The organism is Micromonospora sp. SYSU B005 (genome assembly GCF_055362685.1).
The window spans coordinates 481,760-507,932 of the sequence record NZ_JAXCFU010000003.1; the positions used below are offsets into that span (position 1 = coordinate 481,760).

Here is a 26,173-nt window from a genome sequence, read left to right on the forward strand (position 1 = left end):
TACCGCGTCGGAGACGCTGCGAGCGCGGGGCGGGTGGTGCGGCCCACTCAGGCCGGCCGCAGCCTACCCGAGGCCAGGGCGTCCGCTGTGAGCCGTGTGATGTCTGCGCCCAGCGCCGCCGCGTCACGGATCGTCTCGGTCAACTCGTGCAGCCGCCGGAAGACTTCGCCCTGTCGCCGCTGCTCGATCACCGCCGTCCTCGGCAGTTGCACCCGACGCACGTCGAAGCGCGACGTACCCAGTAGGCCGGCGGCCAGTCTCTGGTTCACCGTGGTGCACAGATTGCCTACGAGGAACCAGGAATCCAGTAGCTGTGGGTCTGGCCGTAGCAGCCAGAGATGCCTGCCGAGCAGCAGATCCGACTCGGTGTTCACCCGGGCAACGATTCGTCGTTCGCTGACGGACACCACTACGTCCCCCGGCTGCAGGGCGATCCGCGGGTTGAGGCGATCGTCGGCCGTTCCCGAGGCGGGCCGACCGTCCGTCACGTCGTGGACCGTGAGGGTCAGTCCCCCTACCTTCTCCCCTTCCCCACCACGAACGGGTCCAAGGATCTGCAGCGATCCGCTTCGGAGCAGGTCGCCTACCGTGATCGATGAGACGACGGTCTCTCCGGAGCCGTTCTCCAGACCGGGGAGCAGTCCGGGCATCCGGGCGGCCGACTCCGCCAGGCGGCGACCGGCATCGATCAGTCGCGGTCCCGCGTCGGTGACATCGGCGTCGGCGAGGTGATGCCGTCCGGGTGACAGGTCGACCTCCTCGTCGAGCAGGTCCAGCACGGGAACCGTGTGCGCTTCGACGAGATCCGTGTGGTCTCCGGAACCCAGGAACGCCGCGACGAGGTCAGCGACACTACGATAGGCCGCCTCGAGATCGCATTCGGTGGTGTCGAGCAGCAATACCTCCGTGGCGCCGCGGCTCGCCTTCTGCAGGACCCACAGGTGCAGCGGCACCGCGTGCGGTGGGGCGGCACCGGGCGGCAGCGCGACCACCGCACGCAGAGCCCCGCGGCGCAACATGTTCGCCCGGATACGGCGGCCGGCGCGACGCGCCGCGACCGACGGCGGCATGAGCAGGACAGCGCGTCCGCCGGGTCTCAGATGAGCGATCGCGTGCTGCGCCCAGGCCAATTCCGGTTCGGTGCGCGGCGGCGGCCCGAACTCCCACGGAGCGTTGCTCAGTTCCTCGTGTCCCCAGTTGGTCTGCCCGAACGGCAGGTTCGACACGACGGCGTCCACGGCGGCGTCGGGGAAGGCGTCCGTACGCAGGGAATCACCCGTGCGCACCTGGCCATCTATGCCGTTGATTGCGAGCCACAGGTCGGCGAGCCGCGTCAGTCTGGGGTCGTCGTCCTGTCCGTACAGGTTCGCGGCTCCCGCCCGGGCTGCGGCACGCAGCACTCCCCCAGCGCCGCAGGCCGGATCGAGGACGGACGCACCGGCGGCGCCGGCCAGCTCGACCATCAGATCGGCGAGATCGTCAGGAGTGATCACGGAACGTTGTGTGGGCAGGGCGGCGTAGCGACGCCACAACTCGTCGAACGTCGCGACGGGTCCGTGAACCTCGACGAGGTCGTCGAGCTCGGGTCGCAGGAGGTCGAACGGCAAGGCCCGCTGGCCGAGCAGGTGCTCACCTGCTGCGGCCAGTGCCTCGGCGGGTTCGCCGGAGGCGGCCAGCAGGTTGCGCCACAACCGGTCCTCGTCGGCGACCGAGGGTGCCTTGCCCTGGTCGGCGAGCCACTGTTCGACCTCTTCGAGGTCGAACAGTGGGGACGCAGTGGTCCCACCCACCGGTGCGGGAAAGTCGTCGTACCGCTTGCGCCAGTTGCTGACCGCTGCCCGCCCCACGCCGGCGAGGCGCGCGATGTCCGCTGCGGCGACCCTCGCTCTTCGATGCACGCCAGGAGTGTACATGGCCCTCGAGGCACTCGGCTGTTTACACAGATGTCGTAGACCGACGTCATTTCCCACGTTGTATCGACTGACCAAGGGTGAACACGGTCACGGAAGCGATCAGACGCGGCCGAGCGCGTGAGAATGTCGACGACGGGGGCGCAAGCCGTGGGACCCGACACTCGGGCCGACGGCACAGGCGTGGGTGAGGGTCCGTATCAATGACGCGAAGCACCGTCGCGCAGGGCCGAGACAGTAGCCGCGATCCTGGCGGCCGCCTCGGCGGCCGGTTCGTGCTCCCAGACCCGGACGACCTTCCAGCCCTGTGCCATGAGCCGCTCGTTCGTGTCGGCGTCGCGGCGCCGATTCGCGGCGACCTTCTCCGCCCAGAACGACGCGTTGGTCTTGGCGACTGTGTGATGGCTGGGGCATCCGTGCCAGAAGCAGCCGTCGAGGAACACCGCCAACTTCAGCTTCGGGAACAGCAGGTCAGCGGTGCGGCGCACCGCTTTGATCGGCCGGCGATTGACGTAGTAGCGCAAGCCCAACGCGTGCACGGCACGCCGCAACGCCAGCTCGGGCTTGGTGTCGCGACCAGTGTTGGCCTGCATGGATCTGCGGACGCCGATCGACGACGCCCACGAACCTTCGGACATGCGTTCTACCTCACCAGCGCGGCTCGCGTGTCACAGACGTGACGACAACTATCATGTCGCACGTGAGTGATCGCTTGAGCTTGATCGACCTCTTCGCCGGATGCGGCGGAATGACCGTCGGCTTCCACAACGAGGGCTTCCGTCCGATTCTCTCGGTCGAGTGGGATCGTGCGGCGGCCTCCACCTATGCCGCGAACTTCGGCGAGGGACACACCCGGTGGGAGGACATCGAGAAGATCGCTGACGACGAGATCCCCGATGCCGACGTCATCATCGGCGGGCCTCCTTGCCAGGGCTTCTCCAACCTCGGCACCAAGTCGGTGGAGGACCCGCGCAACAAGCTGTGGAAACAGTATCTACGCTTCGTAGTCAAGGCCAACCCGCAGGTCTTCGTCATCGAGAACGTCGAACGGTTCTCACGCACGAACGAGTTCCAGCTGTTGATGGAAGAGGCCGACCACGGCATCCTCAAAGGCTACGTACTCACCGCGGGCGTCCTCCTGTCAGCCGACTACGGCGTCTCGCAACGTCGGCCTCGTACGATCGTGATCGGATCCAGGATCGGCGAGATCCCACTCCCCGCCGCGACCCATGCGAAGACACCCTCGGGAGAACTGAAGCCGTGGCGCACGGTACGCGACGCCATCGGATGGGTCGATGAGCATGTGACGACCACCGAGCTTCCATCGAGGGACACGACATTCTTCGGACAGACCATCCGAGGCGACTTCTCCGGGTACGACATCCACTTCGGGCGACAGCCGACCCCGATGTCGCTCGCGCGCTACGACCACATCCCTCCCGGGGGCGGCCGGTTCGACCTGCCCGATCATCTGCTGTCACGGTGCTGGCGAGAGAAGAAGACTGGTACGACCGACGTGATGGGCCGAATGCGGTGGGACGCGCCGTCGCTGACCATCCGTACCGAATTCTTCAAGCCGGAGAAGGGCCAGTATCTGCACCCGCAATGGGAGCGGAGCAGCCCGGGGAGACGCGTGAACCGGGTCATCACCCACTACGAGGCCTCGCTGCTGCAGGACTTCCCGAAGGACTACAAGTGGTGTGGCTCCAAGACGGAGATCGCCAAACAGATCGGTAACGCCGTTCCGTCCGGCCTGGCTGCGGCCATCGCGCGACACCTCAAGGACTACCTCAATTGACCGGAGACTCCGGCAGCCGCCTCGGCACCGGGTGTTTGACCGGCAGTCGACCGCTCTGACACCCTGCCCACGTGTCGATCGTCCAGGGCGAGCTGTTCGAAGACGATGAAGTATGGGCCGCACTTCCGCGCACCCTGCAGGTTCAGCGCTCCAGGGTCCTGCCGATCCGGCCCCTGACCTCGGGAAGGCCACGGATGGCGACCGAACCGTCGTCGTTCCGCACCGACGCCCGACCACCCACGCCCGCCGAGGACTCTGAGATCTGGGCGGTCCATTCGGTGATGCGATCGATCGACCCCTACGGCGTCCGTACGGGCTATGCCATCCGGGAGGCGCTCGACCAGATCTACGACGGCCAGCGAACCGGGCGGTGGGATTACACGCAGCTCCTGAAGACGGAGAAGACGCACGTCGGCACTCTCGTCGAAATCTGGCTGCAGAGAGAGTTCCGGTTCGACGACGGGCAGGACCTCGACTATCGGATCGCCGGCGTCGAGGTGGACTGCAAGTGGTCCCTGAACCTGTACGACTGGGAGATCCCGCCGGAGATGTACAGCCGAGGAGACAAGGTCGCGCTACTGGTCTGGGCCAACGAGTACACCGCCCGCTGGGCGTCAGGCCTGATCCGCATCAGCGAGGATGTGCTTCGTCCGCTGGGCAGGCAGCGCGACGGCAAACGCCGATTGAACGATCGAGGCCGAGACCGCATCCTCTGGGTCCACGGCGGCGCGGATCTGGTCAAGAACACCCTGCTACACATCACCGATCCGAGGAAGCTCGAACTCATCGCCTACGCCACACACGGCCAGACTGCGGTCACGAACCTGTTCAGAGAGATGACCGGCGAGCTGATCAACCGAGCGACGGTATTCACCGCCGCTCAGCAGGTCGACAGCGCCAAACGAGTTCGGGATGCCCGCCGCATACTCCGGCCCGAAGGCATCGTGATATTCGGCCACTATCAGCCTCACCCACGGATGGCTGCACAGCTCCACCTCCCGGTGCCCACACTGGGCAGGTTCGTCAGCACCCGACTACACCCCTGGCAGCCCGGCGATGAGGAACCACACACCGAGATCGAGGGCTCGCTGTGGCGCCGTGCACGGCCGAAGGACCCGATCGTGCCGGCACCCACGCTGCCCAGCCAGGGCGGCGCCGACGGATGAGCGCGCTGTCTCCCGGGCCGTTGTGATATCGATGCCAGGCACTCACGGGTGGCATCGGCCGTCGGACGCCGATGGACGGTGACACCGCTCCTACTCCTTCAGGCCGATGTTGTCGATCGGCGGAGCGCTGAGCAGCCGCCGGACGGGCCACACCGTGCTCACCAACGCCAGCAGTGCCGTACCGCCGAGCACCGCCGCCCACCCGAGCGGCGGCACGTACGGGATCGGGCTGCCGGTCAGTCCGTTGACGATCGCGCTCAGCGTCAGCACCGCGATCGTCGCGCCGATCAGCACCGCGGTGCCGAGCAGCCCGGCCTGTTCGGCCCGGACCATCCCGCGAATCTGACGCCGGGTGACCCCGACCAGTTGCAGCAACGCCAGCTCGCGGCGGCGGGCCAGTGCCGCCATCACCATCGTGGTGGCCGCCGCCAGCGCCGCGTACCCGACCATCACGCCGATCAGCAGCCGGTTCAGCCAGGCGCCGAGCGCCAGATCGGTGCCGAGCAGGCGCGTACGGGTCGCGGCGTCGAGAATCTCGGTGCCGGGCCGTGCCGCCGCCCACGTGGCCAGCGCGGTGCCGGCGTCCGGGCCGCCGCGGACCAGCACCTCGTCGACGGTGTTCCCCGCCGTGTGCCCGGCGACCGTCCCGGCGGCCAGCGTGACGTCGCCGAAGCCGAGGCCACGGTCGTAGATCGCGATGACGTCCAACGTGACCGGGGTGCCGTCGCCCAGCCAGAGGTCCGCCTTGTCGCCGACGTCCCAGCCGGACGAGGACGCCTGCATGGTGGACAGGGCGACGGTGCCGGCGCGCAGGTCGGCCAGGGTGCCCTTGCGCACAGCGAGGTCCATCGTCGACGTGACACCCGCCGGGTCGACTGATTGCGCGCCGACCGGCTCGATGCCGCCGAGCGCCCGCACCACGACCTGGGTGCGGCGTACCCCGGTGGCTGCCTGCACCCCGGCCAGCTCGCGGATCTCCCGCGCCGCGTCCGCCGGCAGTCCGCCCGGAGCGGTGAGCACCCGCTCGGCGAGGGTTCCCGCGCTGCTCTGCGTGGCGGTCTGCCGTTCCAGGTTGTCCTGCAGGAACCAGACCGAGCCGCCGAACCCGACGGACAGCACGAGGGCGGTCAGGACGGTCGCCATGCCCTGCGCGTTCGCCCGCAGATTGGCTGCGGCCAGGTAGCCGCCGGCCCGCCAGATGCGCGGCAGCACCGGTGTGAGCAGGCGTGCCGCGTACGCGTTGATGTGCGGTGCGAGCAGCGCCACCGCGATGACGAACAGGTAGAGCATGCCGACCGCGCCGGCCAGCGCCCCGGCCGACCCGGCGGCGCCGAGCGTGAACGCCCCCGAGCTGCCGGCCGCCATCAGCGTCAGCACGCCGGCGATCAGCCGTACCGGGCCGCTGCGCCGAGGTTCGACGGCGATCTCACCGAGCGCCTCGATCGGCTTGATGGCGGTGACCCGGCGTGCGGCGATCAGTGCGGCGACCACCGCGACGAGGACCGCCGTACCGATGGCGGCCGGCACCGCGAACAGACCGCCCGCCATCGGGAAGCCGGCCGGCACGAACCCCCGCCCGACCAGTTCGCCGTGCACCCAGCGGGCGGCCAGCAGGCCGGCCGGGCCGCCGATCGCGGAGCCGGCCAGGGCGAGCACCGCGGCCTCGGCGACCAGCATGCGGCGTACCTGCCCCGGTGTGGCGGCGACCGCGCGCAGCAACGCCAGATCACGCCGTCGGTGCCGGACGGACAGCCCGATGGTGCCGGCCACCACGAACACGATCAGCAGGACGACGTACCCGCCGAAGGCCGACCCGGCACTGACCAGCAGACTCCGGGCGGCCAGGTTCGCCGACTGCTCGGCGTTCCCGCGGTCCTTCCCGGCGTACGTCGTGGCGCCGGCCGCCGTCGCGATCTCGCGCACCGCGCCGAGGTCGGCGCCGGGCGCCATCCGTACGCCGATCGCGTCCACCCGGCCCGGGTGGGCGGACAGGCGCGCGGCCTGCGCGTCGGTGAAGAACACCTCGGCCGAACCGGTATCGGCGGTCCCGCTCACCCGGTACGACCGGCCGATCCCGCCGACGACCAGCTCGATGCGGTCGCCGGGTGCCACCCCGAGCCGGGTGTCGGCCACCACCTCGCCGTCGTTCTGCGGTGCGGCGCCGGCGGTGAGGGGACGACCGGTGAAGACGTACGTGTCCCAGCCGTGTCCCACGGCGGCGGGTGAGCCGATCAGCACCCGGTCGTCACCGGTGACTGCGGTGACGCCCGGCACCCGGCGGATCCGGTCCACCAGGTCGGCGTCCACAGTGCCGCCCTCGGGCAGCGTCACGGTGCTCGTGGTGGTCTCGCCGTCGAACTCCCGGAACGTGTGGCTGATCGTGCGGTTGGCGACGACCACGTCGGCGCTCGCCCAGAGCCGCGGCTCCGGGCGGAACCGCAGCCCTGATTCGACGAGCGTGCCCATCGCCACCAGGATCAGCACGCCGACGATCAGGGCCAGCAGGGTCGCGGCGGCGGGGCCGGTGCGGTGCCGCAGCAGGCGGGCGGCGAGGCCGGTCATCGGAGGACCCGCCCGTCCAGCGACGCCAGGTGCTCGGCGATCCGGACGGCGCCGAGCTGCGGGAGGTCCGCGACCATCGCACCGTCGGCCAGCACCAGCACCCGATCCGCGTACGACGCGGCGATCGGATCGTGGGTCACCATCACCACCGTCTGCCCGTGTTCGTCCACGACCGCGCGCAACAGCGCCAGCACCTCCGCCGCGGTCCTCGAGTCGAGGGCGCCGGTGGGCTCGTCCGAGAAGATCACCTCGGGGCGGGTGGCAAGCGCCCGGGCGATAGCCACCCGCTGCTGCTGACCGCCGGACAGCGCCGCCGGCCGGTGGTGCAGCCGATCGGCGAGGCCGACCCGCTCGACCACGTGGGTCAGCCAGGCCCGGTCCGGGCGGACGCCGGCCAGGCGCAGGGGCAGCACGATGTTCTCCTCGACGGTGAGCGCGCCGATCAGGTTGAACGCCTGGAAGACGAACCCGATCCGGGTACGACGCAGCTCGGTCAGGCGCGTCTCGGACAGCCCGGACAGGTCGGTGCCGCCGACGACCACCCGGCCGTTCGTGGGGCGGTCGAGCCCGGCCGCGATCTGCAGCAGCGTGCTCTTGCCGGAGCCCGAGGGCCCCATCACCGCGGTGAAGGTGCCCCGGCCGAAGCCGACATCGACGCCCGCGAGCGCGGTCACCTGGTTGCGGCCGGTGCCGTATACGCGGGTGAGTTGTTCGACGCGTACCGCCGGCTCGACGGTCTGTCCCATTCTGGTGGCCTCTCTCCGTGTCATCGGCAGCAACTGCGCGCACCAGAAACGCTATTGAGCTGGGGGAACAGCGACCATCCAGCGGGCTGCCCAGTCCGGGTACAGCAGGCACTACCACCACCGCCTCAGCGGGCCGGCGCCGGAAGGTGGAGGCGGCCGTCGTGGACCTCGGCGATCTGGTCGACGGCGGTGAGGTGCGTGCGGTCGTGGGTGACCAGGACGGTGGCGGTGCTCTGCTGGTGGGTGAGACGGGTGATCAGGTCGATGACGGCGGCGCCGCGTTCGTGGTCGAGGGCGCTGGTGGGTTCGTCGACGAGCAGGACGGTGGGGTCGTTCATCAGGGCGCGGGCGATGTTGACGCGCTGGCGCTGGCCGCCGGAGAGCTGGTGCGGCCGGCGGTCGGCCTGGCCGGCGAGGCCGACCGCGTCGAGGAGTTCCACGGCGCGGGTACGGGCTCCGGCCGGTGGGCGGCCGTCGATCTGGGCCATCACCTGGAGTTGCTCGGCGGCGGTGAGGGAGGGCAGCAGGTTGGGCTGCTGGAAGACGATGCCGATCTTGTGGCGGCGCAGGTCGGCGAGTTCGCTCCGCGTCAATCCGGTGGTGGGGGTGCCGTCGATGGTGACGGTGCCGGAGTCGGGCGTGATGAGGGTCGCGGCGACCGCGAGGAGGCTGGACTTGCCGGAGCCGGAGGGGCCGATCACGGCGGTCAGGCTGCCCTTGGGTACGTCAAGGGTGACGCGGTCGAGGGCGGTCAGGCGGCCCTCGCCGTCGGGGTAGGTGAGGGTGATGTCGGTCAGGTTCAGGCTCATCGGGCGCTCCCCAGGGCGGTCAGCGGGTCGACGGAGGTGATGCGGCGGATGGCCAGAGCGGCGCCGAGGGCGCCGAGGACGACTATCACGGCCGCGGGAAGGAGCACGGTCACCGGGGTGAGGAGGAACGGCACCGTGGACCCGGCGACGAGGGCGCCGAGGGCGGCGGCGATGCCGGTGCCGAGCAGGGTGCCGCCGGTGAGCAGCACGACGGCCTGTCCGAGGGCGTCCTTGAGAAGGTTGGCGGTGGGGGCGCCGAGTGCCTTGAGCACTGCGACGTCGCCGCTGCGCTGGATGGTCCAGACGGTGAAGAAGGCCCCGATGACGAGGGCGGAGATGGCGAACAGGAAGCCGCGCATCAGCTGCAGGGAGCCGTTCTCGGAGGTGTAGGAGCCGATCGCGGACAGCGAGTCGGAGACCGAGACCGTCTTCGTGCCCGCCTGCCGGTCGGTGGCCCCCGGATCGGCGTCGGAGGTGGTGGTCAGGGCGACGACGGTGGCCGTCGGGCCGCCGTCACCGGTGCCGGTGGGAGGCGCGCTCCTCTGCCACACGCCCAGGCTGATCCACACCACGGGCGTATGGCTGAAGGAGGCGTCGCCGCGTACGGCAGCCACCGTGAGTCGCTGCCCGGCCAGGGTGACGGGGTCGCCGGCCTGCACCCCGAGGTCGTCGGCGGCCTTGGTGGACAGCACTGCCGAGCGGTCGTCGATCCGGCCGCTGTCGGGGGCCAGGCGGGAGCCGGGCTGGACGCCGAAGGCGGAGACCCCGGCGCTCCTGTTTCCGGCGGTGGCCCTGGTCGTGGTGATGCCCAGCGGTTCGGCGCCGGTGACGCCGGGGGCCTCGGCCCACTGCCGCCACTGCTTCTCGGTGACCGTGGAGTTGGAGTACGACACGTCCTGGCCCTCGCCGGGCGCCTGGAAGGCGATCCTGTCGACGGGCAGGTCGGTGATGGCGGAGATGTTCTGCCGGCCCAGTCCGGCCGTCAGCCCGGACAGCAGCCCGACCAGCAGGGTGATCAGCACGATGACGGTCCCCATCAGGGCGAAGCGTCCCTTGGCGAACTTCAGGTCTCTCCAGGCGACGAACACGGCAGTGGCCTGTCCTTTCGGCGGTGGAAGCGGTACGACTCCACCATCGCGGCCGGCGCCCGTGTCCGCGTCTGGCGTAGGGCGGCACTTCGCGGGCCGAAGGACGGCGCCCGGGTTCTAACTTTCGATTGAGGCCCTCGGGGCGCCGGCGTCGGTAACGTGGGACGCACTGTGAGCACCGCTGCCCCTGCCCTGACCCCGACCACCCGAGCCCTGGCCTGGTGCCTGCACCTGCTGATCGTCGGCCTGCTCGTCCTCGCCGCGGGCCGGGCGGTGGCCGACGACCGGCCGCACGCCGGGTCGATCGTGGCCGTGGCGGTGGCGTGCGGTCTGGCGTACGCCATCGGGCCGCTCCTTCCCCGCATCCGGCGTTCGCGGCGGGCCGCCGCCTGGTGGCTGGCCGCCGTCGGGGCCGTGTGGCTGGTGTTGCTGGGCCTGTCCCCCGACGCGATCTGGGTGGCGTTCCCGCTGTACTTCCTCCAGCTCCACCTGCTGCCGCGCCGCGCCGGCCTGGCCGCCGTGATCGCAACCGCCGTGGCGGCCGTCGCCGGGTTCGCCGCCCACACCGGCTCCTTCACCCCGGCCGTGGTGATCGGTCCCGCGCTCGGTGCCGCCGTCGCCGTCGGGGTGGTGTGGGGATACCAGGCCCTGTATCGGGAGAGCGAACAGCGCAGGCAGCTGATCGAGGAACTCACCGCCACCCGGGCCGACCTGGCCCGGGCCGAGCACACCGCCGGCGTACTCGCCGAACGCGAGCGTCTGGCCCGCGAGATCCACGACACCCTCGCTCAGGGCCTGTCCAGCATCCAACTGCTGCTGCGCGCCGCCGAGCGCGCACTGCCCGGCCGGCCCGACGCCGCCGCCGGTCACGTCGACGCGGCCCGCCAGGTCGCCGTGGACAACCTCGCCGAGGCCCGACGCTTCGTCGCCGCACTCACCCCGCCCGCCCTGGAAGGCACCACCCTGGCGGGCGCCCTGGAACGCCTGTGCACCACGACCAGCGCCCGCCACCGCCTCACCGCCCGCTTCCACCTGATCGGCGACCCCGTGTCGCTGCCGACCGCCCAGGAGGTGGCGCTCCTGCGTATCGCCCAGTCCACAGTCGCGAACACGGTCCGCCACGCCCAAGCCACCACGGTCGAGGTCACCCTCAGCTATCTCGGCGACCGCATCGTCCTTCACGTCGTCGACGACGGGCGCGGCTTCGACCCGGAACAGACGCCCGTCCCCGACGTCGACGTCGACGGCGGCGGCTTCGGCCTGGCGGCCATGCGCGCCCGCATGGCCGCCCTCGGCGGCACCCTGGCCGTCGCGTCCGCGCCCGGCCAGGGCACCGCCGTGACCGCCGAGCTTCCCCTCACCCCGCCCACCAGCACCGAGCCCGAGGGCCGCCCGTGACCGACGACGTCCCCGTCCGCCTCCTCCTGGCCGACGACCACCCGGTCGTACGGGCCGGACTGCGCGCCGTGCTGGAAACCGAACCCGGCCTGGTCGTCGTAGCCGAAGCCGCCACCGCCGAGGAGGCCGTCACCCGCGCCGCCGCAGGCGACATCGACGTCGTGCTGATGGACCTGCAGTTCGGCAAGGGCATGGGCGGCGCCGAAGCCACCGCCCGGATCACCGCCCGCCCGGAGGCGCCGCGTGTGCTGATCGTCACCACGTACGACTCCGACGCCGACACCCTGCCCGCCATCGAGGCCGGCGCCACCGGCTACCTCCTCAAGGACGCCCCACCCGAGGACCTGGCCGCCGCCGTCCGCACCGCCGCCGCCGGGCGCACCACGCTGGCGCCCACCGTCGCGAACCGGCTGATGAACCGCCTGCGTACGCCGGGCACCACCCTGACCCGGCGGGAGACCGAGGTACTCGCCCTGGTCGCCGACGGTCTGTCGAACCACAGCATCGGCACCCGCCTCCACCTGACCGAGGGCACCGTCAAATCCCACCTGGCCCGCATCTACGCCAAGCTCGGTGTCGAGTCGCGTACCGCCGCCGTCGCCACCGCCACCGAACTCGGCCTCATCCGCCGCTGACCCCGGGCAGGTGCGGGTCGTCACGGTGCGTCGGCCACGCCGGCTGCCGGCTCAGCGATTGAGCAGGTCACGGCCGGGGTAGTGGGCCTCCTCGCGGAAGATCGATCGGCGGCCGGTCCCGGTCCGCCCGGCGAGAGGGGGACGACCGGTGCGAACCTGGGTACGCGACGCCGCCGGGCGGTTGCGCAGCGACGGGATGACGGTGGTCGAGCTGACCGCCGCCGCTGTGGTCGCCTGGATCGTGGCGGCGCTGGTGATCCGTCACCCGGACCCGTTCTTCGCACCGACCGCCGCGCTCGTCGTGCTCGGCGAGTCCCGCGGGCGACGGCTGCGGCAGACCGTCGAGATCCTGCTCGCCGTGGCAGCCGCCGTGCTCGTCGCCGAGCTGCTGGTGTACGCGCTGGGCCCGGGCACCGAGACGGTCCTGCTGGTGCTGCTGCTGACCACCACGACGCTCGTGGTGATCGGGGCCCGCCGTGCCCTGGTCGTGCAGGCCACCGTCTCGGCCATGTACCTGGTCGTGGTCTCCGCGCCGAACGGGACGCTAATGCCGTTCCGCTTCGTCGACGCGCTCATCGGCGGCGCCGTGGCGCTTGCCGCCAGCCAGCTGATGGCCGCCCGTGACCCGCTGGCACCACTGGTGGCCCAGGCCCGGCGCAGCTACACCGACCTGGCCGACCTGCTCGACCAGGTCAACGCGGCGCTACGCGGCTGCGACGAGGACGCCGCCCGCGCCGCGCTGGACCGGGCACGGCAGGTGGACGACTGCGTCGCCGAGATGCAGGCCGCGGTGCTCGCCACCGGCGAGACGCTGCGGCTGGGACTGCGCCGCCGGCATCTGGGCAAGCTCGCCGACGTGGAGGCCACACTGCGGCAGCTCGACTACGCCGCCCGCAACATCCGCGTGCTGGCCCGGGCCGGCGCGACCCTGACCCGCCGGCACACCGCCACGCCGCCGGAGCTGGCCGCCGCGATCGGCGCGCTGACCTCCGCCGTACGGTCGGCTGGTGAGGCCATGGCCCACGACCTCACCGGCGCCGACGCCGACCGGCACGCGCAGCGGGCCGACGCGGCGGCGCTGGAGGCGGTCCGGATCGCCGCGGGCCTGCTGCGGACCGATCCGCCGCTGCCGGTCACCATGATCGTCGGCCAGATCCGGGCGACCGCGATCGACCTGCTGCGCGGGGTCGGCCACGACGACGTGACGGTGCTGGACCGGGTCGACGAGGCGCTCGGCCTGACCCGGGGGTGACGAGCATGCCGCCGGCTCGGTCAGCGATGGTGGATCGGGGTGTCCAGTTCCGTCAGCCGGCGGCCGGACCCTCCCGCGGCCAGGGCGACGAACTCGGCGGCGATCGCCACGGCGGTCTCCTCCGGCGTCCGCGCCCCCAGGTCGAGTCCGATCGGTGAGGAGAGCCGGGCGAGGGCGGCCTCGTCCACACCCGTCTCGCGCAGGCGGCGCAGCCGGTCGGCGTGGGTACGGCGGCTGCCCATCGCGCCGATGTAGCGGGCCGGGGTGCGCAGGGCGACCTGGAGCAGCGGGACATCGAACTTCGGGTCGTGGGTGAGGACGCAGAGCACCGTCCGCTCGTCGACGGCTGTCGACTCCAGGTACGTGTGCGGCCACTGGACGACGAGGTCGTCGGCATCGGGGAAGCGCTTGCGGGTGGCGAACACGGGACGGGCGTCGCACACCGTGACGTGATAGCCGAGGAAGCGGCCGATCCGGGCCACCGCGACGGCGAAGTCGATCGCGCCGAAGACGATCATCCGTGGTGGCGGCAGGTACGACTGGACGAACACGGACACCTCGTCGTACCGCTGCTGCCCGCGCGTACCCAGCTGGATGGTTCCGGTGGTGCCGAGGGCGAGCATGCCCTCGGCCTGCCGCGCCACCGCGCGGTCCAGGTCGGCATCGCCGAGCGTGCCGGCCACCCGGTCCGGCCAGACCACCATCTGGGCCGTCCCGGCCGACGCCGTCGCCACCGGCGCACCCGCGCGGATCGCGGCGAGCACCGCGTCCGGCTCGGTCAGCACGACGTCCGGCTGGACCAGGACCTCGATGGTGCCGCCGCAGGTCAGGCCCACCTCGAAGGCGTCGTCGTCGCCGACACCGTACGTCTCGGTGCGTGCCTGGCCGGTGCGTATGGCCTCCTGGCAGAGCTCGTACACCGCGCCCTCGACGCAACCTCCCGAGATGCTGCCGACGACCTCACCGTCGGCGCCCACCGCCATGGCCGCCCCCGGCGGCCTGGGCGCCGACTTCCAGGTCCGCACGACTGTCGCTACGGCGAACCGGACGTCTGCGGCACGCCACGCGGTCAAGCCGTCGACGATGTCTCGCATTGCCGCACGATCCGTGAGCAGCAGCGGACCGTCAACGCCGACCTAAGGACTTGCTTAGGTCGGCGTTGACTTCCGCGGGCACCGGCACCACATTGACGACTTCCGGAGGTGCGATATGCAGGTGCCGGCCCCGTTCGAGTACGAACGAGCCACCAGTGTGGACCACGCCATCAGCCTGATGGAACGGCTGGGCAGCACGTCCCGGCTGATCGCCGGCGGGCACAGCCTGCTGCCGATGATGAAGCTGCGGCTGGCCACTTTCGACTATCTCATCGACATCAACGATCTCCACGACGAGCTCGGCTACATCGAGGCGGGCCCGGACGAGCTGCGCATCGGTGCGCTGACCCGGCATCGGGAACTGCTCGAGTCCGCCACCCTGACGGCGGCCTTTCCGATCTTCGCCGACGCCGAACGGGTGATCGCCGACCCGGTGGTGCGCAACCGGGGCACACTGGGCGGCTCCCTGTGCCAGGCGGACCCGTCGGAGGACCTGTCCGCGGTCTGCACCGCCCTGGACGCGAGCTGCGTGATCCGCGGGCCGGGCGGTGCCGAGCGGGTGGTGTCCATGGAGGAGTTCCACGTCGGGCCGTACGAGACGGCCGTCGGCGACGGGGAGATCCTGGTCGAGGTCCGGCTGCCGGTGCGGCCGGGCTGCGGCAGCGCGTACGAGAAGGTGGAACGCCGGGCCGGAGACTGGGCGGTGGTCTCGGCCGGCGCCGCGGTCTGGCTCGACGGCGACGTGATCTCCGACGCTCGGGTCGGGTTGGCCGCTGTGGGCCCGAACACCACCGGTATCCCGGAGATCTCCGCGGCGCTGCGCGGGCAGACACCCAGCGAGAGCCTCTTCGAGCAGGCCGGTGCGATCGCCGCGCGCAGCTGCGATCCGGCCACCGACCAGCGGGGCAGCGCGGACTACAAGCGGCACCTGGCCGACGAGCTGACCAGACGGACCCTGCGCCGGGCCGTGGAACGGGCGAGGAGCTGAGCATGCAGGTCACCATGACCGTCAACGACGTCGAGGTCACCCGGGAGATCGAGGGCCGCCTGCTGCTTGTGCACTTCCTGCGCGACGTGCTGGGCCTGACCGGAACGCACTCGGGCTGCGACACCAGCAACTGCGGCACCTGCGTCGTCTGGCTCGACGGCGAACCGGTGAAGTCGTGCACCGTGCTGGCCGCGATGGCCGGCGGCCACCAGGTGCGTACCGTCGAGGGCCTGGCGAAGGGTGCCGAGCTCGACCCGGTCCAGCAAGGTTTCATGCAGTGCCACGGCCTGCAGTGCGGCTTCTGCACGCCCGGGATGATGATGACTGCTCGCGCGCTGCTGAACCGCAACCCGGACCCGACCGAGGCGGAGATCCGCGAGGCGATCTCCGGTCAGATCTGCCGCTGTACGGGCTACGCCACCATCGTGCGATCGGTGCGCTGGGCCGCCGTACACGAGGCGAACGCGGCCGCCGCGGTCACCGAGACCACCGAATCACGCGAAGCCGGCGAGATCGACAACGCCGGCCGGCCCGCCGGGAGCGTCGTATGACGACTGTGCACGAGCGCGTGGACACGTTCCACGACAACGACCAGAAGCCGGTGGGCTACGGCCGCATGCTGCGGAAGGAGGATCCGCGGTTCGTCCGCGGCCGGGGCCGGTTCGTCGACGACGTCCGGCTGCCCGGCATGCTGCACCTGGCCATCCTCCGCTCGCCGGTGGCCCACGCGCGGATCCTGAGCATCGACACGAGCGCCGCCGAGGCATCCCCCGGCGTCAAGGCGGTGGTGACCGGGGCGATGCTGGCCGAGCAGGGTCTGGCCTGGATGCCGACGCTCTCCAACGACGTGCAGGCCGTGCTCGCCACCGACAAGGTGCGCTTCCAGGGCCAGGAGGTGGCGTTCGTCGTCGCCGAGGACGGGTACGCGGCGCGGGACGCGCTGGAGCTGATCGACGTCGAGTACGACGTCCTCGATCCGGTCGTCGACGCCCGCCGCGCGCTCGAGCCGGACGCCCCGGTGATCCGCGACGACCTCGAAGGCAAGACCGACAACCACTGCTTCGACTGGGAGACAGGCGACGAGGCGGCCACCGCGGCGGTGTTCGCCCGGGCGGACGTCGTGGTGAGCCAGGACCTGGTCTATCCCCGGGTGCACCCGGCGCCGATGGAGACCTGCGGGGCGCTCGCCGACTTCGACGCCGTCGAGGGCAAGCTGCGCCTCTGGTCCACCACGCAGGCGCCGCACGCGCATCGCACCCTCTACGCCCTGGTGGCGGGCATCCCCGAGCACAAGATCCAGGTGATCTCGCCGGACATCGGCGGTGGCTTCGGCAACAAGGTGCCGATCTATCCGGGATACGTCTGCGCGATCGTCGCGTCGATCGTCACCGGGAAGCCGGTGAAGTGGATGGAGGACCGCTTCGAGAACCTGATCAGCACCGGATTCGCCCGCGACTACATCATGCGTGGTGAGATCGCGGCGACCCGCGACGGCCGGATCCTGGCCATCCGCACCAACGTCCTCGCCGACCACGGCGCCTTCAACGGCACCGCCGCGCCGGTGAAGTACCCGGCCGGCTTCTTCGGGGTCTTCACCGGCAGCTACGACATCGAGGCCGCGTACTGCAAGATGACGGCGGTCTTCACGAACAAGGCGCCGGGCGGCGTGGCGTACGCCTGTTCGTTCCGCATCACCGAGGCCGTCTACCTCGTCGAGCGGATCGTCGACTGCCTCGCCGACGAGCTGGGCATGGACCCGGCCGAGCTGCGGCTGAAGAACTTCATCCGGCCGGAGCAGTTCCCCTACACGACGAAGACCGGCTGGGTGTACGACTCCGGCGACTACGAGCCGACCATGCGCCTGGCGATGGAGATGGCCGGCTACGCCGACCTGCGGCGGGAGCAGCAGGAGAAGCGGGCCCGGGGCGAGCTGATGGGCATCGGCATCGCGTTCTTCACCGAGGCCGTCGGCGCCGGCCCGCGCAAGAACATGGACATCCTCGGCCTGGGCATGGCGGACGGCTGCGAGTTGCGCGTGCACCCGACCGGCAAGGCAGTGGTCCGGCTCAGCGTGCAGTCCCAGGGCCAGGGGCACGAGACGACGTTCGCGCAGATCGTCGCCGAGGAGATCGGCATCCCGCCGGACGACATCGACGTGGTCCATGGGGACACCGACAACACGCCGTTCGGTCTCGGCACGTACGGCAGCCGGTCGACACCCGTCTCCGGTGCTGCGGCGGCCCTGGTCGCCCGCAAGGTCCGCGACAAGGCCCGGATCATCGCCTCCGGCATGCTGGAGGTCTCGGTCGCCGACCTGGAGTGGGACAAGGGTTCCTTCCGGGTCAAGGGCGACCCGGGAAAGAGCGTGACGATCCAGGACATCGCGATGCGGGCCCACGGCGCCGGCGACCTGCCCGACGGCATCGAGGGCGGGTTGGAGGCGCAGATCTGCTACAACCCGTCGAACCTGACGTATCCGCACGGGGCGTACATCTGCGTGGTGGACATCGACCCCGGTACCGCGCAGGTCAAGGTGCGGCGGTTCATCGCCGTCGACGACTGCGGCACCCGGATCAACCCGATGATCATCGAGGGGCAGGTGCACGGCGGGCTGGCCGACGGGGTCGGCATGGCTCTGATGGAGATGATCGCGTTCGACGAGGACGGCAACTGCCTCGGCGCGTCGCTCATGGACTACCTGCTGCCGACCGCGCTGGAGGTGCCCGACTGGGAGACCGGCTTCACCGTCACCCCGTCCCCGCACCACCCGATCGGCGCGAAGGGCGTGGGCGAGTCGGCCACCGTCGGGTCGCCGCCGGCGATCGTCAATGCGATCGTCGACGCCCTCGAACCCTTCGGCGTACGGCATGCCGACATGCCGTTGACGCCGTCGCGCGTCTGGGACGCGATGCGCGGCAACGCCCGCCCGCCGGTCTAGGGGAGGTGGCCATGACGACGATCGCCGGCCGTACGCGTGAGCTGACCGTCTCGCGCGCGCCTTTCGTGCACGCCACAGTGGTCCGGGCGCAGGATCCGACGTCGGCCCGGCCCGGCGACGACGCCGTGATCCTGCCGGACGGCACCATCGAGGGTTTCGTCGGCGGGATGTGCGCCGAGAACTCGGTGCGGGCGGCCGCCCTGGACGCCCTGCGGGACGGCAGCGCGCTGCTGCTGCGGGTCCTGCCGGACGGCGCGCCCGCCTTCCCCGACACCCCGGGAGCGCGAGTCGTGGTCAACCCGTGCCACTCGGGCGGGGCGCTTGAGATCTTCCTGCGCCCGGTGCTACCGGTACCCGTGCTGGGTCTGGTCGGCGACACGCCGATCAGCGCGGCGGTGGCCACCCTGGCCGCCTTCCTCGACTTCGAGGTGGCCACGTCCGGCGACCACGCCGGCGCGACAGCGGTCGTGGTGGCCGGCCTCGGCAAGGGCGAGCAGGACGCCATCCGCGCCGCGCTTGATGCCGGGGTGGGGCACATCGCGCTTGTCGCCAGCCGAAAGCGCGGGGCGGCGGTGCTCGACGAACTGGCACTGTCCGACGCGGAGCGCGCCCGGGTCCGGACCCCGGCCGGGCTGGAGATCGGGGCGCGCTCACCGCAGGAGATCGCGCTGTCGATCATGGCCGAGGTGGTGCGGGCGCTGCGGGTGGACGGCCTCGCCTCCTCCCCCGCACCACCCGCGGCGCTCCCCCAGCAAGCAGTCGACCCGGTGTGCGGGATGACCGTCCTGGTCGGGCCGGACACCCCGCACGTACGGATCGACGGCACCGACCACTGGTTCTGCTGCCCCGGCTGCCTCGACCGGCACGTGGCGGCGTAACCGTGTTCGTGACCGGCCTGGTCCTGGCCGCCGGGGCGTCGGTGCGCCTCGGTGAGGCCAAGCAACTGCTGCCGTACCGCGGGCGGACGCTGCTCGACGCCACCCTCGACCTGGCCCGCTCGTGCGCCTTCGACCAGTTGCTGGTGACCCTCGGCGGCGCCGCCGACCTGGTCCGCGAGCGGGTGGACCTGACCGGGGTCCAGGTCGTCGAGAACGCCGAGTTCAGCACTGGTTGCGGTTCGTCGATCCGCGCCGCGACGCAGGCGGTGGACCCGCGCGCCGACGGGCTCGTGCTCCTGCTCGGCGACCAACCGGGTGTACGGGCCGCCGACGTACGCCGGGTCGCGGCGGCGACCACCCCGCTCGCGGTGTGCCGGTACGCCGACGGCCTGGGACACCCGTTCTGGTTCGCCAGTGACGTCCTGCCGGAGCTGCGTGTCCTGCACGGCGACAAGGCGGTGTGGAAGCTGCTGCACTCCGGCCGGCACCCGGTCACGGAGGTACCGGTGGACGGGCCGGTGCCGATCGACGTGGACACCCGCGCGGACTACCGGCGGCTGCTCTCGGGCGAGGCGCGGTGAAGGATCCGCAGGCCGTCCGGCGCCGGCTCGACGCCGTCGACTACCTGGCCGACGACGGCATGGCGATGGCCGTCTTCCTCGCGCTCAAGCTGGGCAAGCCGCTGCTGCTCGAAGGCGAACCCGGTGTCGGCAAGACGGCGGCGGCGAAGGCGCTGGCGCGGGCGCTGGACACGACGCTGATCCGGCTGCAGTGCTACGAGGGCCTGACCCCCGGCGAGGCGCTGTACGAATGGAACTACCAGCGGCAGTTGCTCGCCATCCGGCTGGCCGAGGCCCGGCACGCCTCGCTCACCGACGCCGACCTGTTCGCCGCGGAGTTCCTGCAGGAACGGCCGATCCTGCGGGCGGTACGCCACCCGGGGCCGGTCCCGCCGGTGCTGCTGATCGACGAGATCGACCGGGCCGACGACGAGTTCGAGGCGCTGCTGTTCGAGTTCCTCGGCGAGTCCGGGATCACCATCCCCGAGCTGGGCACGTTCACCGCGACCACGCCGCCGGTCGTGGTGCTCACCTCCAACCGCAGCCGCGACCTGCACGACGCACTGCGCCGCCGCTGCCTGTACCACTGGATCGAGTTCCCGGAGCCGGACCGGGCCACCGAGATCGTCCGGCGGGCGGTACCGGGCGCCACCGAAGGGCTGATCCGCACGGCGACCGCCTTCGTCGGCGACGTCCGCGCCCTCGGCCTGGACAAGGCGCCCGGTATGGCCGAGGCCATCGACTGGGTAGCCGCGCTATCAGTGCTCGGCGCCGCCGACCTCGCCGCCGACGACGTCGTCCGGACCATCGGCACCATCGCCAAGACCCCCGACGACCGCGCCGCCGTCGCCGCCGCGCTCGCCGCACACCAGGAGAGGCCGGCATGAAGATCACCAACGAGTTCACCGTCGACGTCCCGATCGCGCGGGCGTGGGCGATCCTCACCGACCTGGAGGGCATCGCACCGTGCCTGCCGGGCGCCCGGCTGACCGGCGTCGACGGCGACGTCCACCAGGGCACGGTGAAGGTCAAGGTCGGGCCGGTCGTCTCCGAGTTCGCCGGCACCGCACGCTTCGTCGAGAAGGACGAGGAACGGTACCGGGGTGTGATCGAGGCGAAGGGCCGCGACCGGCGGTCGGCGGCGAACGCGTCCGCGCTGGTCACCGCCCACCTGCGGCCGGACGAGCAACGCACAGTCGTCAGCGTGGACACCGATCTGAAGATCTCCGGGCGGCTGGCCCAGTTCGGCAGCGGCATGATCAAGGAGGTGTCGAGCAAGCTGCTGGCCCAGTTCGTCGCCAACCTCGAGGCGAGGCTGGCGGCCGAGAGGACCGGCGACAGCACGGCCGGCGACCCGCACGAGACCACCGCGCCTGACGCATCCGGGCCCGCACCCGCAGTCGCCGCCGCACCCGAGCGCGCCACGTCCGCCGTGACCGGCCCCGACGCCTCCGCGGCTCGCACCCTCGCGGCCGAGGCGGCAGCGCCCGACACCGCCCCGCCCGCCGGGCCCTCGTCCGCCACACCGCCCGGAGCCACCGTGGCCGGCACCCCCGTGGCCGCCTCGGCGTCCACCGGTCGACCGGATGCCGGCACCGAACCGGAGACGCTGGACCTGCTCGGCATCGCCGGTGGTGCCGTCGTCAAGCGCCTCGTGCCGGTGCTCGTCGGGATCGTCGTCGTCGGTGGGGTGATCGCCTGGTGGGTCGCCCGCCGGTGAGCGACGGTCTGCTGCGCGGCGTCGACCGCGCGGCGTTCGCTACGGCGTTCGCCGGCCGGTTGCGGCGGGCCGGCGTGCACGCCGGACTCACCGAGGCCGGTGACTTCGTCCGGGCGCTCGCCGTGTGGACGCCCGGGGAGACGAGCGCGCTCTACTGGGCCGCCCGGATCAGCTTCGTTCGGCGGCACGCCGACCTCGCCGCCTTCGACCGCGTCTTCGCCGCTGTCTTCGCCGACGCGCCACCGCTGCCGCTCACCCGGTCCACGGCCCCGCCGGCCGCCCGTGGCGACGTACACCTGCCGGTGCCCGCCGCCACCGACGACACCGGCGACGGTGGCGGGCTGCCGTGGGCGACGCTGCCGGCGCCGGTCGCCGAGGCGGAGCCCTCCGACGCCGGGGTGCGGCTGCCCGAGCGACGGCCCAGCGCCCTCGCCGGGCTCGCCGACCGGCCGTTCGAGGACCTCGACGACGCCCAGCTCGAACTGCTCGGCGAGGCCCTGCGTGAGGCCGTCGCGCGCTGGCCGTCCCGGCGCACCAGACGGCACGCCGCGGGCCCGGCCGGGCGGCGGGTCGCGCTGCGCCCGACGATCGCCCGGGCCCGTCGCACCGCGTGGGAGCCCGTCGAGGTCGTCCGCGAGCGACAGCTACGCCGCCCGCGCCGGGTCGTGCTGCTGTGCGACGTCAGCGAGTCGATGCGGGCCCAGGCCCACGCGTACCTGCACCTGCTGCGGGCCTTCGCGGTGACCACCGACGCGGAGGTGTTCGCCTTCGCCACGACGCTCACCCGGCTCACCGTCGCGCTGCGGCAGACGTCGGCGTCCGCGGCGATCGCGCACGCCGGCGCCGCCGTGGCCGACCGGTTCGGGGGTACGCGCATCGCGACGAACCTGCGGGCGCTGCTCGCGTCCCCGCACGGCGAAGCGGTTCGCGGGGCGGTGGTGCTGATCGGCTCGGACGGCTGGGACAGCGACCCGCCGGCCGAACTCGCCGCCGTGATGGCACGGCTGAGCCGCCGCGCCCACCGGATCGTCTGGCTGAACCCGCGGGCCGGCGCCCTCGGCTTCGCTCCCCTGGTGGCGGGCATGGCCGCGGCCCTGCCCTACTGTGACCGGTTCCTGCCGGCCGCGACGTTCCGGGACCTGCTGGACGCCGCCGGTCAGCTCCAGAGCGTCACGTGCACCGAGGGCCGGAAACGGTTCACCGCGACGCCCACGCCGCGCATCATCGCCTGAATCGCCCGGGGCGTCGACGCGAAGCGGCACAGCTCGGCTGCCGCGGACGGAGTGCCGGGGGTGACGAGTACCAGCGAATGCCACACCGCCTCGGCCGTCGCGTGCGGCCCGGACAACGCCACGAGCTGGCCGCCCCGGACGTCCGGCGCGACGGTGAACGACAGCGCGGGCGCGATCCCCCGGCCGCGCTGGGCCTCACCCAGCGCCGCCGCGTGGCTCTGGAAGATCTGCTGCCGCTCCTCGGGTACGCCGAGCCGGCGCAGCATCGCCGGGACAGCGCCCAGGGTGTTGGTGGCCGAAGGCCCGAGCAGCCAGGTCTGGTCGCGCAACTGCCCCGGTGACGCCGGCACACCGGCCAGCGGATGATCCGGGCCGGCGACAGTCACGAGCCGGTAGTTCATCATGGGCCGGCAGGAGATCGCCGGATCGGCCACCGGCGGCAGCGGACCCATCGCGATGTCCGCGGCCCGGGTCACCAGCAGCGACTCGAAGGAGCCGGGGTCGCAGACGCTCAGCTCGATGTCGAGGTCGGCGGCGCGTCTGGCGAACAGCTCGATCAGTCTCGGCGCGGCGTACTCGGCGAACTCGCTGGACGCGGCGACCCGCAGCATCCGGCGGCCGTGTGCCGCCGAACTGACCTCCAGGACCGTACGGTCCTGCAGGCCCAGCATCTCGGCCGCGCGGCTGGCGAGCCGCAGCCCGCCGGGGGTGAAGGCCAGCCCCGCCGCCGTCCGGGTGAACAACTGGTCTCCGAACTCCCGCCGCAGCTGGCCGATGAGCAGCGAGACCGCCGACTCGGAGACCTCCAGCTGCGCGGCGGCCTGCTTGACGGACCCCAGCCGGACGACAGCGACGTAGGCCCGTAGCTGCGTCGGAGTCATCGGCGTCGACCCGCCCTTCTGCGGCGCCGTGGACTGCTGCGGGCAGCCCGCGGTGTACCCCGATCATTCCCCGCCGATCGCCCCGCCGCCAGGGACAGCGGGCCTCGGAGCGATCCGGCCGGTACGCGGGGTGAGGGCCCGATCAGGCGTCGGCGTCGGTGAGCAGTCGGGCGGCCAGGGCGCGTATCTCGTCCTTGAGTTCGTCCGGACGGTCGATCGTGAACGACCAGCCGAGCCCGGCGAGCATCTGTGCCGCACCGTCGAGCCGTTCGGCTCGGGCGGTGAGGCGCACTCCGCCGGGAACCTCGGTGAGCGTGCCGACCGAGGGCGGGATCCGTCGCTGCGCCTGCGCCAGGCTGGTGTGCAGCACCACGGAGATCTCGTGCGCGTACGGCACTGCTGCCAGACCGGTGAGTACCTGCGTGGTGGGATCGAAGCCGGCCGGGATCTCGAACCTGCCCGGGGTGGGGCGGGCGGTCCCGATGCGGTCGAGCCGGAACGTCCGTACGGCCCGGCGGTCGTGGTCGTGGCCGGTGACGTACCACCGGCCGGCGTGGAAGACCAGCCCGTACGGGTCGAGCCGGCGCTCGCCGGACTCGCCGCGCCAGGTCGTGTAGGTGATGTTCACCGGTTGCTGATGTCGGGCCGCGTCCGCGAGCACCAGCAGCACCTCGATGCCGGCCGGCGCGGACTTCCGGACCCGTGCGGTGAAGTCCACTGTGTCCAGCAGCGAATCGATCCGCCGGGCGAGAACGGCCGGCAGCACCCGGCGGATCTTCGCGGTCGCGCTCTCGGCGGCCGCGCCTTCGGCGGTGACCAGCCCGGCCCGGCCGGCGGCCACGAGCCCGAGCATGACGGCGACCGCCTCCTCGTCGGTGAGCATGAGCGGCGGCAGCTTGTATCCGGGCGCGAGCCGGTATCCGCCGTAGCGACCGCGCCGGGCCTCGACCGGGATGCCCAGGTCGGCGAGATGCGCGGCGTATCGGCGGACTGTGCGCTCGTCGACGCCCAGCCGACCGGCCAGGTCCGCGACGGTGAAGTCGCCGCCGGCTTGGAGGATCTCCAGCAACGCCAGTACGCGCGCGGTCGGCCGGGTCACAAATCCCCACTTCCAATCCGGGCGGAACCTGTCCGGTATTGATCGTAGCGTGTGACGCATGACGACATTCGTACTGGTTCCGGGGTTCTGGCTCGGCGCATGGGCCTGGCGCCCCGTCACCGCCGCCCTGCGCGCGCACGGCCACGAGGTGTACCCGCTGAGCCTGACCGGCCTTGGCGAGCGCGCCCACCTGGCCCGCCCGGACACCGACCTCGACGTCCACGTCACCGACGTGGTCAACCTGCTGCGCTACGAGGACCTGCACGACGTGGTCCTCGTCGGGCACAGCTACGCCGGCGCGGTCGTGACGACAGCCGTTGCCGACCGCATGACCGACCGCATCGCCCAACTGGTCTTCGTCGACACCGGCCCGCTGCCCGACGGGGCGGCGAACGAGGACTTCAGCCCGCCCCCGGAGCGTGACCGCAACGCGGCGCTGGTCGCCGAACACGGCGACGGCTGGCGGCTGCCGCCTCCGCCGTGGGCCGAACTGGCGGCGACAGCGCCGGATGTCGACGAGTCGGTCGTCGCGCTGCTCGGTGAGCGGTCGGTGGCCCAGCCGTGGGCGACCGCCACCACCCCGGTGCGGCTCACCGGGGCGTGGGAGAAGGTGCCCCGCCTCGGCGTGCTGTCGAGCTTCACCGCCGAGCAGGCACGCGAGATGGCCGCCACCGTGCCGCTGTGCCGGCACATGGCCGGCGATTCGTGGCGGTACGAGGAACTGCCGACATGGCACTGGCCGATGCTCAGCCGACCGGCCGAGCTGGCCCGGATCCTGCACGAAGCCAGGCCGGCGGCATGACCCGCGGTGCCCGGGCGACCGTACCCAGGTCACCCGGGCACCGGTACGGGGGAACCATCGAGCGGGTCCAGGTCCCTTAATTGGGTATGGGCTTGCTTCGCAGAGCGGAACCCGCCGGCTACGAGGAATTCGTCGCCGGCCGGTACCGCGAGATCGTTCGCTTCGGCGTGCTGCTGACCGGTGACGGCCGGCTGGGCGAAGACCTCGCCCAGGAGGGTCTGATCGCGGCCTACCGGTCGTGGCACCGGTTGGGCGTGCCGGAGGGGCGACCGGAGGCGTACGTGCGGCAGGTGATGATCCGTGCCGCGATGCGGGCCAGGCGCCGGCGCTGGCGCGACGAGGTGCCGACCGGGGAGCTGCCGGACGCGTCCCGTGGTGGGTTCGCGGATCAGTCGGATCTCAGCGTGCAGGTGCTCGCCAGTCTACGGCGGTTGCCTGCCGACCAGCGGGTGGTGCTCGTGTTGCGGTTCTGGGCCGACGCCTCCGAGACCGAGGTGGCGCAGACCCTCGGCGTCGCGGTGGGAACGGTCAAGAGCCGCACGTCCCGTGCCCTGGCGGCGCTGCGCGCCAGCGGTCTGTTCGTCGAATCCTCCAAGGAGACGCCGTGAATCCCACCC

Annotated in this window: 24 protein-coding genes; 15 read left to right on the forward strand and 9 right to left on the reverse strand. The window is 71.9% G+C overall.

Annotated features, from left to right (window positions below; all coding sequences use genetic code 11):
- Positions 1 to 47 precede the first annotated feature (47 nt).
- A complete protein-coding gene (locus tag SM452_RS11390; protein WP_463839874.1) occupies positions 48 to 1,898 on the reverse strand; it encodes an N-6 DNA methylase in 1,851 nt (616 codons plus the stop codon).
- Positions 1,899 to 2,110: 212 nt separating this feature from the next.
- A complete protein-coding gene (locus SM452_RS11395; protein WP_463839875.1) occupies positions 2,111 to 2,548 on the reverse strand; it encodes a very short patch repair endonuclease in 438 nt (145 codons plus the stop codon).
- A 53-nt stretch (positions 2,549 to 2,601) separates the two neighbouring features.
- Here SM452_RS11395 and SM452_RS11400 point away from each other — a divergent pair, with 53 nt between their 5' ends.
- Positions 2,602 to 3,708: a DNA cytosine methyltransferase gene (locus SM452_RS11400; protein ID WP_463839876.1), complete on the forward strand. Its 1,107-nt coding sequence runs from the start codon at positions 2,602 to 2,604 to the stop codon at positions 3,706 to 3,708.
- Between the two features lie 71 nt (positions 3,709 to 3,779).
- Positions 3,780 to 4,874, forward strand: a complete 1,095-nt coding sequence (locus SM452_RS11405) for a NaeI family type II restriction endonuclease (RefSeq protein ID WP_463839877.1) — start codon at positions 3,780 to 3,782, stop codon at positions 4,872 to 4,874.
- A gap of 90 nt (positions 4,875 to 4,964) precedes the next feature.
- Here the strand turns inward: SM452_RS11405 and SM452_RS11410 are convergent, their stop codons facing one another.
- From SM452_RS11410 to SM452_RS11425, 4 genes are all read right to left on the reverse strand, one after another.
- Positions 4,965 to 7,436 carry an ABC transporter permease gene (locus SM452_RS11410; RefSeq protein WP_463839878.1) on the reverse strand — a complete coding sequence of 824 codons (2,472 nt, stop codon included), beginning with the start codon at positions 7,434 to 7,436 and terminating at the stop codon, positions 4,965 to 4,967.
- Entirely contained in the window at positions 7,433 to 8,182 is a 750-nt protein-coding gene (locus tag SM452_RS11415; RefSeq protein WP_463839879.1) for an ABC transporter ATP-binding protein, read from the reverse strand. Before SM452_RS11415 ends, SM452_RS11410 begins: the two co-directional genes overlap by 4 nt.
- Positions 8,183 to 8,307: 125 nt before the next feature.
- Entirely contained in the window at positions 8,308 to 8,991 is a 684-nt protein-coding gene (locus SM452_RS11420; RefSeq protein ID WP_355512095.1) for an ABC transporter ATP-binding protein, read from the reverse strand.
- Positions 8,988 to 10,079 carry an ABC transporter permease gene (locus tag SM452_RS11425; protein ID WP_463839880.1) on the reverse strand — a complete coding sequence of 364 codons (1,092 nt, stop codon included), beginning with the start codon at positions 10,077 to 10,079 and terminating at the stop codon, positions 8,988 to 8,990. Before SM452_RS11425 ends, SM452_RS11420 begins: the two co-directional genes overlap by 4 nt.
- Positions 10,080 to 10,250: 171 nt before the next feature.
- Between SM452_RS11425 and SM452_RS11430 the strand changes: the two genes are divergently transcribed.
- The 3 genes from SM452_RS11430 to SM452_RS11440 all read left to right on the forward strand — a co-directional run bounded on the left by SM452_RS11430 (position 10,251) and on the right by SM452_RS11440 (position 13,364).
- Positions 10,251 to 11,477 carry a sensor histidine kinase gene (locus SM452_RS11430; RefSeq protein ID WP_463839881.1) on the forward strand — a complete coding sequence of 409 codons (1,227 nt, stop codon included), beginning with the start codon at positions 10,251 to 10,253 and terminating at the stop codon, positions 11,475 to 11,477.
- The gene (locus tag SM452_RS11435) at positions 11,474 to 12,112 is read left to right on the forward strand and encodes a response regulator (RefSeq protein WP_463839882.1); all 639 of its coding nucleotides are present in this window, start codon (positions 11,474 to 11,476) and stop codon (positions 12,110 to 12,112) included. The genes SM452_RS11430 and SM452_RS11435 overlap by 4 nt, the downstream gene beginning before the upstream one ends.
- A 148-nt stretch (positions 12,113 to 12,260) precedes the next feature.
- A complete protein-coding gene (locus SM452_RS11440; protein ID WP_355512101.1) occupies positions 12,261 to 13,364 on the forward strand; it encodes an FUSC family protein in 1,104 nt (367 codons plus the stop codon).
- A gap of 20 nt (positions 13,365 to 13,384) precedes the next feature.
- Here the strand turns inward: SM452_RS11440 and SM452_RS11445 are convergent, their stop codons facing one another.
- The gene (locus SM452_RS11445; RefSeq protein ID WP_355512103.1) at positions 13,385 to 14,458 is read right to left on the reverse strand and encodes an XdhC family protein; all 1,074 of its coding nucleotides are present in this window, start codon (positions 14,456 to 14,458) and stop codon (positions 13,385 to 13,387) included.
- A 115-nt stretch (positions 14,459 to 14,573) separates the two neighbouring features.
- Here SM452_RS11445 and SM452_RS11450 point away from each other — a divergent pair, with 115 nt between their 5' ends.
- Genes SM452_RS11450 through SM452_RS11485 form a run of 8 tightly spaced genes read left to right on the forward strand, consistent with a single transcriptional unit; the run spans position 14,574 to position 22,774 of the window.
- A complete protein-coding gene (locus SM452_RS11450; RefSeq protein WP_262012065.1) occupies positions 14,574 to 15,446 on the forward strand; it encodes an FAD binding domain-containing protein in 873 nt (290 codons plus the stop codon).
- 2 nt (positions 15,447 to 15,448) lie between these two features.
- On the forward strand, positions 15,449 to 15,997 hold the full coding sequence (locus SM452_RS11455; protein WP_262012064.1) for a (2Fe-2S)-binding protein: 549 nt from the start codon (positions 15,449 to 15,451) through the stop codon (positions 15,995 to 15,997).
- Positions 15,994 to 18,384 carry an aerobic carbon-monoxide dehydrogenase large subunit gene (locus tag SM452_RS11460; RefSeq protein ID WP_262012063.1) on the forward strand — a complete coding sequence of 797 codons (2,391 nt, stop codon included), beginning with the start codon at positions 15,994 to 15,996 and terminating at the stop codon, positions 18,382 to 18,384. The genes SM452_RS11455 and SM452_RS11460 overlap by 4 nt, the downstream gene beginning before the upstream one ends.
- An 11-nt stretch (positions 18,385 to 18,395) precedes the next feature.
- On the forward strand, positions 18,396 to 19,262 hold the full coding sequence (locus SM452_RS11465) for an XdhC family protein (protein ID WP_355512106.1): 867 nt from the start codon (positions 18,396 to 18,398) through the stop codon (positions 19,260 to 19,262).
- An 8-nt stretch (positions 19,263 to 19,270) separates the two neighbouring features.
- The gene (locus SM452_RS11470) at positions 19,271 to 19,843 is read left to right on the forward strand and encodes a nucleotidyltransferase family protein (protein ID WP_355512108.1); all 573 of its coding nucleotides are present in this window, start codon (positions 19,271 to 19,273) and stop codon (positions 19,841 to 19,843) included.
- Complete coding sequence (locus tag SM452_RS11475; protein WP_262012060.1) at positions 19,840 to 20,709, forward strand: AAA family ATPase; 870 nt, start codon at positions 19,840 to 19,842, stop codon at positions 20,707 to 20,709. The genes SM452_RS11470 and SM452_RS11475 overlap by 4 nt, the downstream gene beginning before the upstream one ends.
- Positions 20,706 to 21,542, forward strand: coding sequence for an SRPBCC family protein (locus tag SM452_RS11480; protein ID WP_463839883.1), 837 nt, complete (start codon positions 20,706 to 20,708; stop codon positions 21,540 to 21,542). The genes SM452_RS11475 and SM452_RS11480 overlap by 4 nt, the downstream gene beginning before the upstream one ends.
- Positions 21,539 to 22,774 (forward strand): vWA domain-containing protein, encoded by a 1,236-nt coding sequence (locus SM452_RS11485; protein ID WP_355512112.1) that lies wholly within the window; start codon positions 21,539 to 21,541, stop codon positions 22,772 to 22,774. The genes SM452_RS11480 and SM452_RS11485 overlap by 4 nt, the downstream gene beginning before the upstream one ends.
- Here SM452_RS11485 and SM452_RS11490 read toward each other — a convergent pair.
- Complete coding sequence (locus tag SM452_RS11490) at positions 22,699 to 23,655, reverse strand: LysR family transcriptional regulator (protein ID WP_463839884.1); 957 nt, start codon at positions 23,653 to 23,655, stop codon at positions 22,699 to 22,701. The genes SM452_RS11485 and SM452_RS11490 overlap by 76 nt on opposite strands.
- Before the next feature lie 142 nt (positions 23,656 to 23,797).
- The gene (locus SM452_RS11495; RefSeq protein ID WP_262012056.1) at positions 23,798 to 24,754 is read right to left on the reverse strand and encodes a helix-turn-helix transcriptional regulator; all 957 of its coding nucleotides are present in this window, start codon (positions 24,752 to 24,754) and stop codon (positions 23,798 to 23,800) included.
- Between the two features lie 58 nt (positions 24,755 to 24,812).
- Here SM452_RS11495 and SM452_RS11500 point away from each other — a divergent pair, with 58 nt between their 5' ends.
- A complete protein-coding gene (locus tag SM452_RS11500; RefSeq protein ID WP_355512116.1) occupies positions 24,813 to 25,556 on the forward strand; it encodes an alpha/beta fold hydrolase in 744 nt (247 codons plus the stop codon).
- A gap of 92 nt (positions 25,557 to 25,648) precedes the next feature.
- Positions 25,649 to 26,164, forward strand: coding sequence for a SigE family RNA polymerase sigma factor (locus SM452_RS11505; protein ID WP_463839885.1), 516 nt, complete (start codon positions 25,649 to 25,651; stop codon positions 26,162 to 26,164).
- Positions 26,165 to 26,173: the final 9 nt, after the last annotated feature.